This window comes from Sphingobium soli (assembly GCF_020782245.1).
GTDB lineage: Bacteria > Pseudomonadota > Alphaproteobacteria > Sphingomonadales > Sphingomonadaceae > Sphingobium > Sphingobium soli.
On record NZ_JAJGNP010000004.1, the window covers coordinates 225,484 to 238,930 of the forward strand.

General features: G+C 64.1%; 11 protein-coding genes. 6 read left to right on the forward strand and 5 right to left on the reverse strand.

Annotated elements, in window-relative coordinates; genetic code table 11:
• The first annotated feature begins 49 nt into the window (after positions 1 to 49).
• Positions 50 to 1,345 (forward strand): serine hydrolase, encoded by a 1,296-nt coding sequence (locus tag LL253_RS07585; protein WP_228226776.1) that lies wholly within the window; start codon positions 50 to 52, stop codon positions 1,343 to 1,345.
• Positions 1,346 to 1,349: 4 nt separating this feature from the next.
• Here LL253_RS07585 and LL253_RS07590 read toward each other — a convergent pair whose 3' ends face one another.
• Positions 1,350 to 2,243 carry a LysR family transcriptional regulator gene (locus LL253_RS07590; protein ID WP_228226777.1) on the reverse strand — a complete coding sequence of 298 codons (894 nt, stop codon included), beginning with the start codon at positions 2,241 to 2,243 and terminating at the stop codon, positions 1,350 to 1,352.
• A 100-nt stretch (positions 2,244 to 2,343) separates the two neighbouring features.
• Here LL253_RS07590 and LL253_RS07595 point away from each other — a divergent pair, with 100 nt between their 5' ends.
• The gene (locus LL253_RS07595) at positions 2,344 to 3,123 is read left to right on the forward strand and encodes an SDR family NAD(P)-dependent oxidoreductase (protein WP_228226778.1); all 780 of its coding nucleotides are present in this window, start codon (positions 2,344 to 2,346) and stop codon (positions 3,121 to 3,123) included.
• Positions 3,124 to 3,201: 78 nt separating this feature from the next.
• A complete protein-coding gene (locus LL253_RS07600; RefSeq protein ID WP_228226779.1) occupies positions 3,202 to 3,915 on the forward strand; it encodes a 2OG-Fe dioxygenase family protein in 714 nt (237 codons plus the stop codon).
• 7 nt (positions 3,916 to 3,922) lie between these two features.
• Here the strand turns inward: LL253_RS07600 and gorA are convergent, their stop codons facing one another.
• Together gorA and pgi are read right to left on the reverse strand one after the other, a co-directional pair.
• Positions 3,923 to 5,269, reverse strand: coding sequence for a glutathione-disulfide reductase (gene gorA, locus LL253_RS07605; protein WP_228226780.1), 1,347 nt, complete (start codon positions 5,267 to 5,269; stop codon positions 3,923 to 3,925).
• A gap of 162 nt (positions 5,270 to 5,431) precedes the next feature.
• Positions 5,432 to 6,946, reverse strand: coding sequence for a glucose-6-phosphate isomerase (gene pgi / locus LL253_RS07610; RefSeq protein ID WP_228226781.1), 1,515 nt, complete (start codon positions 6,944 to 6,946; stop codon positions 5,432 to 5,434).
• Between the two features lie 178 nt (positions 6,947 to 7,124).
• On the opposite strand from pgi, the gene lepB reads away from it, so the two are divergent.
• The 3 genes from lepB to era all read left to right on the forward strand — a co-directional run bounded on the left by lepB (position 7,125) and on the right by era (position 9,696).
• Entirely contained in the window at positions 7,125 to 7,949 is an 825-nt protein-coding gene (gene lepB, locus LL253_RS07615; RefSeq protein WP_228226782.1) for a signal peptidase I, read from the forward strand.
• Positions 7,946 to 8,629, forward strand: coding sequence for a ribonuclease III (rnc, locus tag LL253_RS07620; RefSeq protein ID WP_228226783.1), 684 nt, complete (start codon positions 7,946 to 7,948; stop codon positions 8,627 to 8,629). Before lepB ends, rnc begins: the two co-directional genes overlap by 4 nt.
• A gap of 158 nt (positions 8,630 to 8,787) precedes the next feature.
• Positions 8,788 to 9,696, forward strand: coding sequence for a GTPase Era (gene era / locus LL253_RS07625; protein WP_228226784.1), 909 nt, complete (start codon positions 8,788 to 8,790; stop codon positions 9,694 to 9,696).
• Between the two features lie 142 nt (positions 9,697 to 9,838).
• Here the strand turns inward: era and LL253_RS07630 are convergent, their stop codons facing one another.
• Positions 9,839 to 10,714: a hypothetical protein gene (locus tag LL253_RS07630; protein ID WP_228226785.1), complete on the reverse strand. Its 876-nt coding sequence runs from the start codon at positions 10,712 to 10,714 to the stop codon at positions 9,839 to 9,841.
• Between the two features lie 107 nt (positions 10,715 to 10,821).
• Complete coding sequence (topA, locus tag LL253_RS07635; RefSeq protein WP_228226786.1) at positions 10,822 to 13,389, reverse strand: type I DNA topoisomerase; 2,568 nt, start codon at positions 13,387 to 13,389, stop codon at positions 10,822 to 10,824.
• Positions 13,390 to 13,447: the final 58 nt, after the last annotated feature.

The following is a 13,447-nucleotide window of genomic DNA, read 5'->3' on the forward strand; positions in this document are numbered from 1 at the left end:
GCAATCGAGAAACGGAGAACAGGGCTATTCCCGCCATGTGCGCGCGTCCATGACCCTGCGCGCCTGGCCCATCGTCCTCGCCCTCGCCACGATGTTCCTAGCGACGCCGGCCTCCGCCGCTCCCTCCCCCGCCTATCAGGCGCGCGCGCAACAACTGCTCCGCATCCTCGCGGCCCCCGGCAACGAAACCGATTTCTTCGCCCCGCTCTTCCTTGACGCCGTGCCGGTGGATCGGTGGCGCGCCACTGCCGCCGATCTGCGCGCCCAGCATGGCAAGCCGGTCGCGCTGGGCGCGGTCCGCACCGAAAGCGCGACCGCCGGCCAGGTCGAAATCCGCTACGAGCGCGCGACGGTCGGCTTCACCCTGGTCGTCGCGCCCCAACCGCCCGCCCGCGTCATCGGCCTGCACATCGTCGGCGCCCGCACGAGGGACGACAGCCTCGACAAAGTCATGACCGACCTCGCCGCGCTGCCCGGTCAGAGCGCCATCGCCATCGCCCGGCTGACCAACGCAGGCCCGCAGTTGGTCCGCGCCCGCAACGCCATGGTGCAGATGGCGACCGGCTCCAGCTTCAAACTCTATATCCTCGCCGAACTCGCGCGCGCCACCGCAGCTGGGGAACGCCGCTGGAGCGACGTCATCCCGCTCGGCCCCAAGAGCTTCTCCGGCCGTCTGATGCGCTGGCCTGACGCCGCACCGATGACGCTGCACAGCCTCGCCACCGCGATGATCGCCGAAAGCGACAACAGTGCCGCCGACACGTTGCTCCTGGCGCTTGGCCGCAACAGGGTGGACGCCATGGTCACAGCCAGCGGCCATGCCGATCCGGCCCGCACTTTGCCGCTGCTCACCACCGCCGAAGCCTTCGCGCTCAAAATGCCCGCTGCCGCCGACCTGCGCGCCCGCTATGCCGCCGCCACGCCCGACGCCCGCCGCGTGCTGCTGCGCGACGCCGCCGCGCGCCTGACCGCCGCCAGCGTGGATATCGGCAGCGTCGCGGAAAGCCCGGTCGCGATCGACAGCATAGAATGGTTCGCCTCGCCCACCGACAGCATCGCCCTGCTCGACCGGCTGCGGCGCGCTGGCGGCGACGCGCTACCGATCCTGGCGGTCAATCCAGGCATCGCCCCCGCCGACGCGAAACGCTGGCGCTATCTGGGCTATAAGGGCGGCAGCGAACCGGGCGTCATCGCCATGAACTTCCTCGCCCAGGCACGGGATGGCGACTGGTATGCGCTGAGCGCCAGCTGGAACAATCCGGCCGCACGGGTCGATGAACCCCGCTTCGTTGCGCTGATGACCCGCGCGCTTAACCTTCTGGCGCAGCACGCCCCTTCGCGTTGAGCGATCAGCCGGGCAACTCTATTCCCTCCAGAAAGTCGAGAAATGCCCGCACCCGCGCCGCCGTCCGGTCTTCCGCGGCATAAAGGGCGTGAATATCCTCGCCATCGCCCACGGCATAGTCCGCCAATATTTCTATCAGCCGCCCCGCCTCCAGGTCGCGAGCGACGTGAAAATAGCCATGCCGCGCTATGCCGCATCCCGCCACCGCCATCTGCCGCACCACCTCGCCCGAATTGCCGAAATACGCGCCTTCGACAGGTAGCTGCACGATCTTTCGCCCGACGCGGAAGGGCCAGCTATCGACGGACCGGCGGAAGCTGAAGCGCAAGCAGTCATGTCCCGCCAGATCATTGGGCGTCGCGGGCGTCCCCCGCCGCGCCAGATAGTCCGGACTGGCCACCAACGCCATACGGCTATGCCCCAGCTTCTTCGCACGCAACCGCATATCGCGCAGCGGCCCGATGCGGATGGCGATATCCGCCCGCTCCTCGACCAGATCGACGATCGCATCCGACAGCGTCAAATCGATGCGGACGGCCGGATAGCGCGCACGGAAATCAGGCAGCATCGGGATCAGCCACTCAACCCCGAAGGACGGCGAGGCATTGATCCGCAACACGCCGCGCGGCGCGCCCCGTTCCTCGCCCAGCCCCGTCTCCAGTTCCATCATGTCGGTCAGCAGCACCATCATCCGGTCACGATAGGCCATGCCCTCGCGCGTCAGCGCCAGCGCCCGCGTCGTGCGCCGCACCAGCGTCACGCCCAGCCTCTGTTCCAGCCGCGCGATCGACCGGCTGACCGCCGATGGCGTCAACCGCAACGCCTTGGCAGCATTGGCAAAGCTGCCTTCGGTCGCGACCATCAGGAATGTCTCGATATCGCCCAGTCGGTTATCCATGATTTCAATTCACTTCTGAAGTGATGACATGCGCTCTAATCATTAATCGCGCATGGCCTTACTTCTCTCCAGTTCGTTGTCAGGTTCAAAGGAAATCATCATGGATTTGAAGCTCTTGGGCAAAAGCGCAATCGTCACCGGTTCGACTGCCGGCATCGGCCTCGCCATCGCCAAAAGATTGGCAGACGAAGGGGTGGCCGTCACCATCACCGGCCGTAGCCAGGCCAAGCTGGACGCCGCCGCCGCGCAGGTCGGCGGCACCGTCAATCCCGTCCTTGCCGATCCCGCGACGGCTGATGGCGCCGCCGCCCTGATCGCCGCCGTTCCCTCCACCGATATCCTCGTCAACAATCTCGGCATCTATGAGGCAAAGGATTTTGCCGACATCAGCGACGCGGACTGGCATCACCTCTTTGAAGTCAATGTGGTCAGCGGCGCACGTCTCTCGCGCCACTATTTCCCGCAGATGCTCGCCGCCAATTGGGGCCGCATCCTCTTCATCGCTTCGGAAAGCGGGTTGCTCCCGCCCGCCGAAATGATCCACTATGGCATGACCAAGTCGGCGCAGCTCGCCATCTCGCGCGGCCTTGCCGAACATACGCGCGGCACCGGCGTCACCGTCAACAGCGTGCTGCCCGGCCCCACCCGATCGGAAGGCATCGTCGACTTCATCCGCTCGGTCGTCGATGACAAGGACGCCCCCGAAGCCGATCGCGAAGCGGAGTTCTTCACCCGCATGCGCCCGCTCTCGCTCATCAAGCGGCTCATCGAAGCGGACGAGGTCGCCGCCATGGTGGCCTATCTCGCCAGCCCGCTGGCCGCCGCCACCAATGGCGCGGCGCTTCGCGTCGAAGGCGGCATGGTGCCGACCATCGCCTGACGCCCGCAAGCCGCTGGCGATCCTGCTGGCGGCAAATGGCCCTGTCGCTCGTTCCCCCTTTTCGCCTAAGGGACAAGAATGAGCGACACGGACAGCCTTTCCCGCATCGACGCCGCGCTGGCGCTGGACGGCTATGCACGCCTTCCCGCTGCCGCCATGCGTGAACGGCTCGCCATTGCAGACCGCGACTGGGCGGATTTCGCCGCCAGCTGGAACGACCTTGGCCCGGATCGCTTCATGGCCGATGGCGGCCGCTATCGCCGCCGTCGCCACGCCACCTTTGCGCTGCGGGCTGGGGTCTTCACGCGCCGACCGCACCAGCCCCATTGGCAAAGCCGCGACTATAATCCTCTAAATGGCGACGTGCAGCGCTGGTTCGATCCTGTCGCCCCTGCCACCATCGCCAATCCTGTCGCCCAGGCGATCCTCGCCTTCTGCGCCGACAGTTTCGATCCCGCCAAATCAGGCGACTGGCATGTCGAACTGCATCAATTCCGGATCGAGGCCAGCGTCGCGCAGCAGGGCCGCCCCACGCCCGAAGGCATGCATCGCGACGGCGTCGACCGGGTGATGGTCATGCTGATCGAACGGCGCAACGTCCGCGAAGGCATTACCCGCATCGGCGCGCCCGACGGCATGCCGCTCGGCGAATTCACCCTTACCGATCCGGGCGATACGATGCTGATCGACGACCATAGAATTTTCCATGGCGTCACCGCAATCCACCCGGTCGATCCCGACCAGCCCGCCTGGCGCGACGCGCTGGTCGTAACCTTCGCGTCCGCCGGCTGACGAAACGCTATTTCAGCAGCACCAGCTCTTCCGCCATGCTGGGGTGCAGCGCGACGGTGTCATCGAAATCCTGCTTGGTGAGCCCCGCCTTCACCGCGACCGCTGCCGCCTGCAAAATCTCCGGCGCGTCCGGGCCGATCATGTGCAGCCCCACCACCCGGTCGGTCGTCGCGTCCACGATCATCTTGTAGAGCGCCCGCTCGTCGCGGTTCGCCAGCACATTCTTCATGGGCCGGAAATCCGACGTGTAGATTTTGACCGTGCCCAGCGTGTTGCGCGCTTCCGCCTCGGTCATGCCCACGCCCGCCAGCGGGGGATGGCTGAACACCGCTGAGGGCACGCAGCCATAATCGACCTTGCGCTTGTTACCGCCGAACACCGTATCGGCAAAGGCATGGCCTTCGCGGATCGCGACCGGCGTCAGCTGCAACCGGTCGGTCACGTCGCCCACCGCATAGATGCTCTCGCAGCTCGTCTGGCTATAGTCGTCGACCTTGATCGCGCCCTTCTCGTCCAGCTCAACGCCCGCCGTCTCCAGCCCCAGCTCTTCGGTATGGGGCCGCCGCCCGGTCGCGAACAACACCAGGTCGGCCGCAACCGGATCGCCGCTCTCGAACCGCACGCACAGCGTCCCGTCCTCATTCTTCTCGATCTTCTCCATCTTCGCATTGAAGCGGAAATTGATCCCCTTCATCGTCGAAATCTGAAGCAGCCTGTCGCGCACCGTTTCGTCATAGCCGCGCAGCAAGGTATTGCCGCGATTGACCATCGTCACATGACTGCCGAACTGGTGGAAGATGCCGGCGAACTCATTGGCGATATAGCCGCCACCCACGATGACGATGCGGCCGGGGCATTCGTCCAGATGGAACACCTCGTTGCTGGTGATGCCATGCTCCGCGCCCTCGACGTCCGGAATGATCGGCCAGGCGCCGGTCGCGACCAATATGACCTTCGCCGTCACCTCGCGCCCGCTCGCCAGCTTGACGCTGTGCGGCCCGGTGATCGTCGCCCGCTCGCCGATCAGCTCGACCTTGTGGTTGTCGAGCGTATTCTTGTAGAGTCCCTCCAGCCGGTCGACATCGGCCAGCACATTGTCGCGCAGCGTCGTCCATTCAAAACCGCAATCGGGCACATTCCAGCCAAAGCGCCGCGCGTCCTTCAGATCCTCGGCAAAGTGCGCGCCATAGATGAGCAGCTTCTTGGGCACGCAGCCGCGGATGACGCAGGTGCCCCCGACCCGGAACTCCTCGGCCACCGCGACCTTGGCACCATGCGCCGCCGCCACCCGCGACGCCCGCACCCCGCCCGATCCCGCGCCAATGACGAAAAGGTCGAAATCATAGTCGCTCATGCCGGTCTCCGCTGATGATGCGCGCGATATGGCGGCTGGCGCGGCGAGTTACAAATGGCAATCGCCGCAAACCATTCCGTTCGGTTCGAGTAGCCTTCGAGCGAAGTCGAGAAGACGTATCGAGAACAGGTTCTCGACAGGCTCGAACCGAACGGGTTTAGGTTACTCTCCCAAAGCCAGATCGATCAGCGCCATGGTCGACGGATCAAATCCGCTCGGCCCATCGGCTTCGATCGACTTGGCGATCTCCTTGCCCAGTTCCACGCCGAACTGGTCGAACGGGTTGATCCCCATCAGCACGGCATTGGCGAAGGTGCGATGCTCGTAGAAGGCGATCAGCGCGCCCAGCGCCTCTGGCGTCACATCCTCCATCAGGATCGTGGTCGACGGCCGCCCGCCGGGATAGGCGCGCGCCGGATCGTCCGGATTCTCCTTGCCCCGCATCAGCGCCGCGCCCTGCGCAAAGCAGTTGACCAGCAGCGCCCGGTGATGCGCCGGGTCCAGCGTATGGCCCTGTTCGATCGAGGCGATGAACTCGACCGGTGCGATGATGGTCCCCTGGTGCAACAGCTGGAACACCGCATGCTGTGCATCGGTGCCCACTCCGCCCCAGGTGATCGGCGCGGTCGGGCCGTCGACCGGCGTGCCATCGCGCTTCACGCTCTTGCCGTTGCTCTCCATCTCAAGTTGCTGAAGATAGGATGGCAGCAGCTTCAGCCGCTCGTCATAGGCGAACAGCGCGCGGGTCTGGCATCCCATCACCCGCGCATAATATTGGTCGGCGAAGGCCGCGATCAGCGGGGCGTTTTCGCGCGGGTCGGACAGGCGAAAATGCCGGTCCATCGCCGCCGCGCCCTCCAGCAGGCTCTCGAACGCGTCCCAGCCCAGCGACAGCGCAGCAGGAAAACCGATTGAGGACCAGAGCGAATAGCGCCCGCCCACGCTTTCGGAAAAAGGCAGGATGCGCGTTTCGTCGACGCCCCATTCGATTGCCTTGTCGGGCGAGGCCGTCAGCGCGATGACCCGGCCATAGGGGTCCTCTACGCCGGCCTCGACCATCCAGTTGATCGCGCTCGCCGCGTTCAGCATCGTCTCGGTCGTGGTGAAGGTTTTCGACGCGACCGCGATCAGCGTATAGGCCGGGTCGAAACTGTCCATTGCCCGCTCCAGCGCGGTGCCATCGACATTGGACACGATCGCCACGTCATAACGGATGCCATCGCCGTCCAGCGCGTCGATGATGAGGTCGGGACCAAGCGCCGACCCGCCAATGCCGATATGCAGGATATGACGGATCTCGCCCAACGCACCCGCCTCGATCGCATCGATCAGCGCGCGCATCCTCGCGTGCAGCGCCTTGGCTCGTGCAACGCTGTCGGCATTGCCCTCGCCGCGCTCGGCAGGATGCTCGGCGGCGCGACCTTCGGTATTGTTGACCGCCTCGCCAGCGAAAAGCGCATCGCGCTGCGCGGCAAAGCCCTGTTCCTGCGCCAGGGTCAGGAACGCGTCGATCAGTTCGCCGGTCAGGTGCGTCTTGGACCAGTCGAACCGCAAAGGCCCCTGGCTGAGCACCAGCGACGACAGCCGGTCGGGCTCAGCGGTAAAGATCGTCTTGAGGTCGGGTTGGGGCAGCGCGGCAATGGCCGCCAAGGGACCGTGCAGTGCAGGGCTGGTCATGCTGGGAATCCTTTTTGTGACGTTGGTCGATATCGACGCTGCACCGGTCGATTCTGTGCCGTTCTAGACCGGCGCGCCGTGCAATGCACCATCGGGTGTGCTTGACGCGGCCTTTGCGACACCGCAAAAGCCGCCACGGCCCTTTTGCGGGCCAGAGCGAAGGAAAAGACCAGCATCCATGACTGCCAAATCCGAAACACGGGACTTCCTCTGGTTTCTCGTCAAGCTGGGCCTGTTCGTCTTCATCCTGCGCAGCTTCATCGTCTCGCCCTTCAACATCCCATCGGAATCGATGCAGCCGCGCTTGCTGATCGGCGATTATCTGCTGGTGGCCAAATGGCCCTATGGCTATTCGCGCTATTCGCTGCCGTTCAGCGTGCCGTTGATCCCCGGCCGCATCCTTGCCTCCACGCCGGAACGCGGCGACGTGGCGGTGTTCAAGGCGCCGCCGACGCAAAAAAATGACTATATCAAGCGGGTGATCGGCCTGCCCGGCGACATCGTCGCGGTGCGCGGCGGCACGGTCTATCTGAACGGCCAGGCCGTCCCCAAACAGAAGGTCGCCGACTTCGTCATTCCTGTAACGCCCAACATGATTGAGGCATCGGAAAAGGAGGGCAGCCCTTCGCCCTGCTATCGCCCGGAGTTCGAGGAAGCCGCGCCGGGCGGCGGGCGGCAATGCCGCTATCCGCAATATCGCGAAACGCTGCCCGGCGGCAAAAGCTATAATGTGCTCGACCTGCTGCCCGATGGCGCGGCCGATGATCGCGACGCGGTGCTGGTGCCCGAAGGCCATTTGTTCATGATGGGCGACAATCGCGACCGCAGCGCCGACAGCCGCTTCCCCGCGGTCGAAGGCGGCGGCATCGGACTGGTCCCGGAAAAGAATCTGGTGGGCAAAGCGCTGGTTTCTGTGTTCTCGACCGACGGCAGCGCCAATTGGCTGCTCCCCTGGACCTGGTTCACCGCCGCCCGCTGGAGTCGCATCGGGGAAGGCTTTTGACCGTATCGCCACCCAGACCTGACACCGATGGCTGGCTCCAGGACTTGATCGGCCGCGCGCCGACCAACCGCGCCGCCTTCGAACAAGCGCTCACCCATGGCAGCGCCAAGCCGGTCAATTATGAGCGGCTGGAATTTCTGGGCGACCGCATATTGGGCCTGTTGATCGGCGAATGGGTGTTCGACCGCTTTGCCGATGAACCCGAAGGCAAGCTGTCGCGCCGGTATAACGCGCTGGTGTCCGGCGAAACCTGCGCCGACATCGCCCGCGCCGCAGGCGTGCCCAAACATCTGATCCTGGGCAAGCAGGCGCGCGACGATGGCGCCGCCGACAGCGACAATGTGCTGGGCGACGTGATGGAGGCGTTGATCGGCGCGCTCTATCTGGAAGGCGGCCTGGACGAAGCACGCGCCCTCGTCCGCCGCTTGTGGGGCAACCGCGTCGACACCCAGACCAGCGCGCCGCGCCACCCCAAGTCCGCGCTTCAGGAGTGGGCCGCCGCCAACAGGCGCAAGCCCCCCGAATATCAGATGACAGACCGCTCCGGCCCCCAGCATGCGCTGCGCTTCACCGTCGCCGTCTCGATCAAGGGCGCAGGCGAGGCAAGCGCGACCGGCGCATCCAAGCAGGAAGCGGAAACGGCGGCGGCCAAGGCGCTGCTGGAGAAACTGGCGGGATAGGTCCAGCTTCCTCTCAAGATAGAAAACACCTACAACATTCTCGTCATCCCGGGCTTGACCCGGGATCCCGCTTTTTCCGCAAAACACGCGAGAATAAGCGGGATCCCGGCTTTTTCGCCGGGACGACGGGATTGCCGTAGTCGAACGGAGTATATTTGTTGGACGTTTCAGAAGAATCCCAGCGCTGCGGCGTCGTCGCGATCGTCGGGGCGCCCAATGCGGGCAAATCCACGCTGGTGAATGCGCTGGTAGGGCAGAAGGTGGCGATCACCAGTCCCAAAGCGCAGACCACTCGCACCCGTGTCATGGGCGTCGCGATCGAAGGCGACGCGCAGATCGTGCTGGTCGATACGCCCGGCATCTTCGCGCCCAAGCGTCGGCTCGACCGCGCGATGGTGCAGGCGGCCTGGGGCGGCGCGCAGGGCGCGGACCTCATCGCGCTTGTCGTGGATGGCAAAGCGGGTCTTGGCCCCAAGATGGAGCCGATCGTCGAGGCGCTCGTCCATCGCTCTGAACGCAAATGGCTGATCCTCAACAAGGTCGACATCGCCATCAAGGAAAAGCTGCTGGTCCACACCCAGAAACTCTATGAGCGGGTGGGCTTTGAGGAGACATTTTTCATTTCCGCCCAGACTGGCGACGGCCTGGCGCAGCTCAAGACCGCCTTTGCCGACGCTATGCCGCAGGGACCATGGCATTTCCCGGAGGATCAGGTGTCCGACGCCACCGACCGCATGCTGGCCGCCGAAATCACCCGCGAACAGCTCTACCATCAGCTCCACGCCGAACTCCCCTATGCCGCTGCCGTCGATACCGAACAATATAAGGAACGCGAGGATGGATCGGTCGAAATCCACCAGCAAATCCTCGTCGCTCGCCCGACCCAGCGCGCCATCGTGCTCGGCAAGGGCGGTCAGCGTCTCAAGGAAATCGGATCAAAGGCGCGCGCCGAACTGGCCACGCTGCTTGGCGTCAAGGTCCATCTCTACCTGCACGTCAAGGTGAAGGAAGATTGGGAAGACGACCGCTTCATCTACCGCGACATCGGTCTGGATTGGGTGGAATAACCGCCAAGCAAGATCGTTGCCCGACCGCTTGCAGCAGGTTTCGCAGCTGCTGCCTCATCAGCGGTTGGGCCGGCTTTGCACCTATTATCCGACCATGGCCGCCAACCCGGCAATATCAGGGTGCGACAAGACCAAAGGCCGGCTAATCGATGGTGACACCCGTTGCCAACCGGATGCGTTCATCGCGCAATATTTGCATCCGCGTATCAGCGTCAGCCGGTGCGATACTGCGCCCTCGTTCATCCGCCAACGTGCGAATCTGGTCGTCGATGCTCTGCACCCGCGCCATCTTGTCAAACGCCTCGCGCTTTTCGACCGACTCCATCACGATCTGTAGTCCCGTGCCAAAGGAGCAGGCCTGATGATAGGCGTTCACCTCGCGGATCATCTCGTCGACAGGATAAGTCGCAGCGGTCTGCTTCAGATGCGGGGTGATGATCTCAAGCAACCGGACGCGTTCGGTGTCGATGGCCTTGGTGATCGTCTGGATGATCTGGTTGCGATAGACATGGGTGTTCACATGATCGCGGCTGCCGCTGACAATGGCGGCACCACCCGACAAAATGGATTTGGCCAATTCACCGGTCACTATTGTCGATGTGGTGGCCAAGCCTGTAGTGAAGATGCTCATCCAGCCATTCACTTCGGCCTGACGCTTGAGCAATAGCGCCTTTTCCGACGTGCAAACGTCATCCGCCTGTTTCAGCAAGATCGCAGCCAGGCGATTTCGGGCAATCTCATTGTCTACCGCCGCATGATAAGCCGTCAGTCGTGGATCGGCGGTGCCAGGAAATGTGAAACAGGACAGATCGATCGCGCCTGGACGAGAATCCGCCGCCGTCGGCCTGGTCCTGCCCCTGTGGACGTCAGGCTCCCGTACCGTGTGGCAGCTATCGCTGTCGGGATAGACCGCCATCGTAACGGGTTCGACGCGCGCGCCGCCCGCGCCCGCGCACGCAGACGTGAGGAGTGACCCCAGGCACAGAACCATCCCGCCAGAAAATTGCCGAATCTGCATGTGCTTCTCCCCCCGAATCCGCACGACCCGCGAATATCATCCAGGAAAGGATGGTAAGTCGCAAGTCGTTATTGATCCGAAATGAAGCAGCTAAAAGATCATGATGGTCAGCCCGTTGCGGCAGTCTTCTTCGCCGATGCCTTCTTGACGGCAGGCTTCTTTGGCGCGCTATCCTTCTTCGCGGCTGCCTTCTTGGGCGCGGCTTTCTTCTTGCCCTTCTTCGCCGGGGCCGATGCGGCCTTGGCGTCGATCAGTTGCGCGGCTTCCTCCAGCGTCAACGCTTCGGGCGTGACCGTCTTGGGCAGCGTCGCATTGGTCGTGCCATCGGTGACATAGGGACCATAGCGCCCTTCCATCACCTTGATCTCCGCTTCGGTGCGGGGATGCGCGCCCAGCACTTTCAGCGGTTCGCGCGCCGCGCCCCGGCCGCCGCGCGTGGCCGCTTCGGCGAGTTTCACGACAGCGCTGTTCATCCCCACCTCGAAAATCTCGGCAGTGTTGGACAAGCGGCCATATTTGCCATCGTGCAGCAGATACGGCCCAAAGCGGCCGATATTGGCGACGATCGGCTTGCCCGTTTCCGGGTGCAGCCCCACCTCACGCGGCAGGCTCAGCAGCTTGACCGCCCAGTCCAGCGTCAATTCGCCATCGGGCAGATCCTTGGGAATCGATCCGCGCTTCGCCTCCTTGCCCTCGCCCATCTCGATATAGGGGCCAAAGCGGCCGGACTTGCGCGTGATGTCCTGTCCGGTTTCGGGATGCTGGCCCAGCACTTCCGGCCCGGTATCCTCGCCATCCTTGCCGCCGGGCTGGCCGAATTTGCGCGTATATTTGCAGTCAGGATAGTTGGAGCAGGCGATGAACGCCCCGAACCGCCCGCCGCGCAGCGCCAGTTGGCCGTCGCCGCACATCGGGCAGGCGCGCGGATTGCTGCCATCGGCCTTGGGCGGGAAGAGCATCGGCTCCAGAAACTTGTCCAGTTCCGCCGTGATGTCGCTCGGCTTCTGCTCCATCACCTCGGCGGTCTTGGGCTTGAAGTCGCGCCAAAAGGCCTCCAGCACGTCCTGCCACTGCGCCCGGCCGCCGCTGATATCGTCCAGCTCGTCTTCCAGCCCCGCTGTGAAGTCATAGGAGACGTAGCGCTCGAAAAACCGCTCCAGGAACGCCGTTACCAGCCGCCCGCTTTCCTCGGCAAAGAAACGGTTTTTCTCCACGCGCACATAATCGCGGTCCTTGAGCACCTGCAAGGTCGAGGCATAGGTGGACGGCCGCCCGATACCCAGTTCCTCCAGCCGCTTGACCAGCGAGGCTTCGGAATAGCGCGGCGGCGGCTGGGTGAAATGCTGTTCGGCACTGACCTTCTTTTTGGCCGGCGCATCCCCCGCGGCCATGCGCGGCAACAGCTTCGCATCATCGTCCTCGCTGTCGTCGCGGCCCTCTTCGTAAAGCGCCAGGAAGCCCGGAAAGATCACGACCTGCCCGGTGGCGCGCAGCGTATGACTCCCGCTGCCATCGACCATGTCGATCGTCGTCCGCTCCAGCCGCGCGGACGCCATCTGGCTTGCCAGCGCACGCTTGAAGATCAGATCATAGAGGCGCGCATGATCGCCCGACCCCGCCTTGTCGCGGCCGAACTCGGTGGGACGGATGGCCTCGTGGGCTTCCTGCGCATTCTTCGCCTTGGTCTGATATTGGCGCGGTTTTTCGGGCAGATAGCCGCCGTCATAACGGTCCGCAATCGCCTTGCGCGCCGCCGAAATCGCGCTTCCGTCCATCTGCACGCCGTCGGTCCGCATATAGGTGATCGCGCCATCCTCGTAGAGCTGCTGCGCGATCCGCATCGTGTGGCTGGCGGAAAAACCGAGCTTGCGCGCCGCTTCCTGCTGCAAAGTGGACGTGGTGAAGGGCGGCGGCGGATTGCGCGTGAGTGGCTTCGTCTCGACCTTGTCGACGGTGAAGCGCCCGGCCTCCACATCGGCCTTGGCGGCCATGGCGTCGCCTTCCTTGCCGATGGTCAGGCGCTCAATCTTTTCGCCTTTCCAGCGGACAAGGCGCGCGGTGAAGGCCTGCCCGCCCTGCTCCATCTCAGCCGCGACCGACCAATATTCTTGGGGGCTGAAGCTTTCGATCTCGCGCTCGCGCTCGACCACCAACCGCAGCGCCACCGACTGCACGCGCCCGGCCGACTTGGCGCCCGGCAGCTTGCGCCACAGCACCGGCGACAGGGTGAAACCCACCAGGTAATCAAGCGCCCGGCGCGCCCGATAGGCGTCGATCAAATCCTCGTCCAGCGCGCGTGGCTGCGCCATCGCCTCGGTCACTGCCGCCTTGGTGATCGCGTTGAACGTCACCCGGTCGACCTTTTGCGGCAGCGCCTTCTTCGCGCGCAGCACTTCCTGCACATGCCAGCTGATCGCCTCGCCCTCGCGATCAGGGTCAGTCGCCAGGATCAATCGGTCGGCCTTCTTCGCCTCGTCGGCGATGGCTTTCAGCTGCTTGCCCTTGTCGCCATAATTTTCCCACGACATCGCAAAGCCGTTGTCAGGATCCACCGACCCGTCCTTGGGCGGCAGGTCGCGGATATGGCCATAGCTGGCGAGGACATGGAAATCGCCGCCCAGATATTTTTCGATGGTCTTCGCCTTGGCCGGCGATTCGACGATGACAAGCTGCATGGATGCCCCGGTTAAAAATCTCTCACGTATACGCGCGAGTGTGGAAAGGGATGACGCC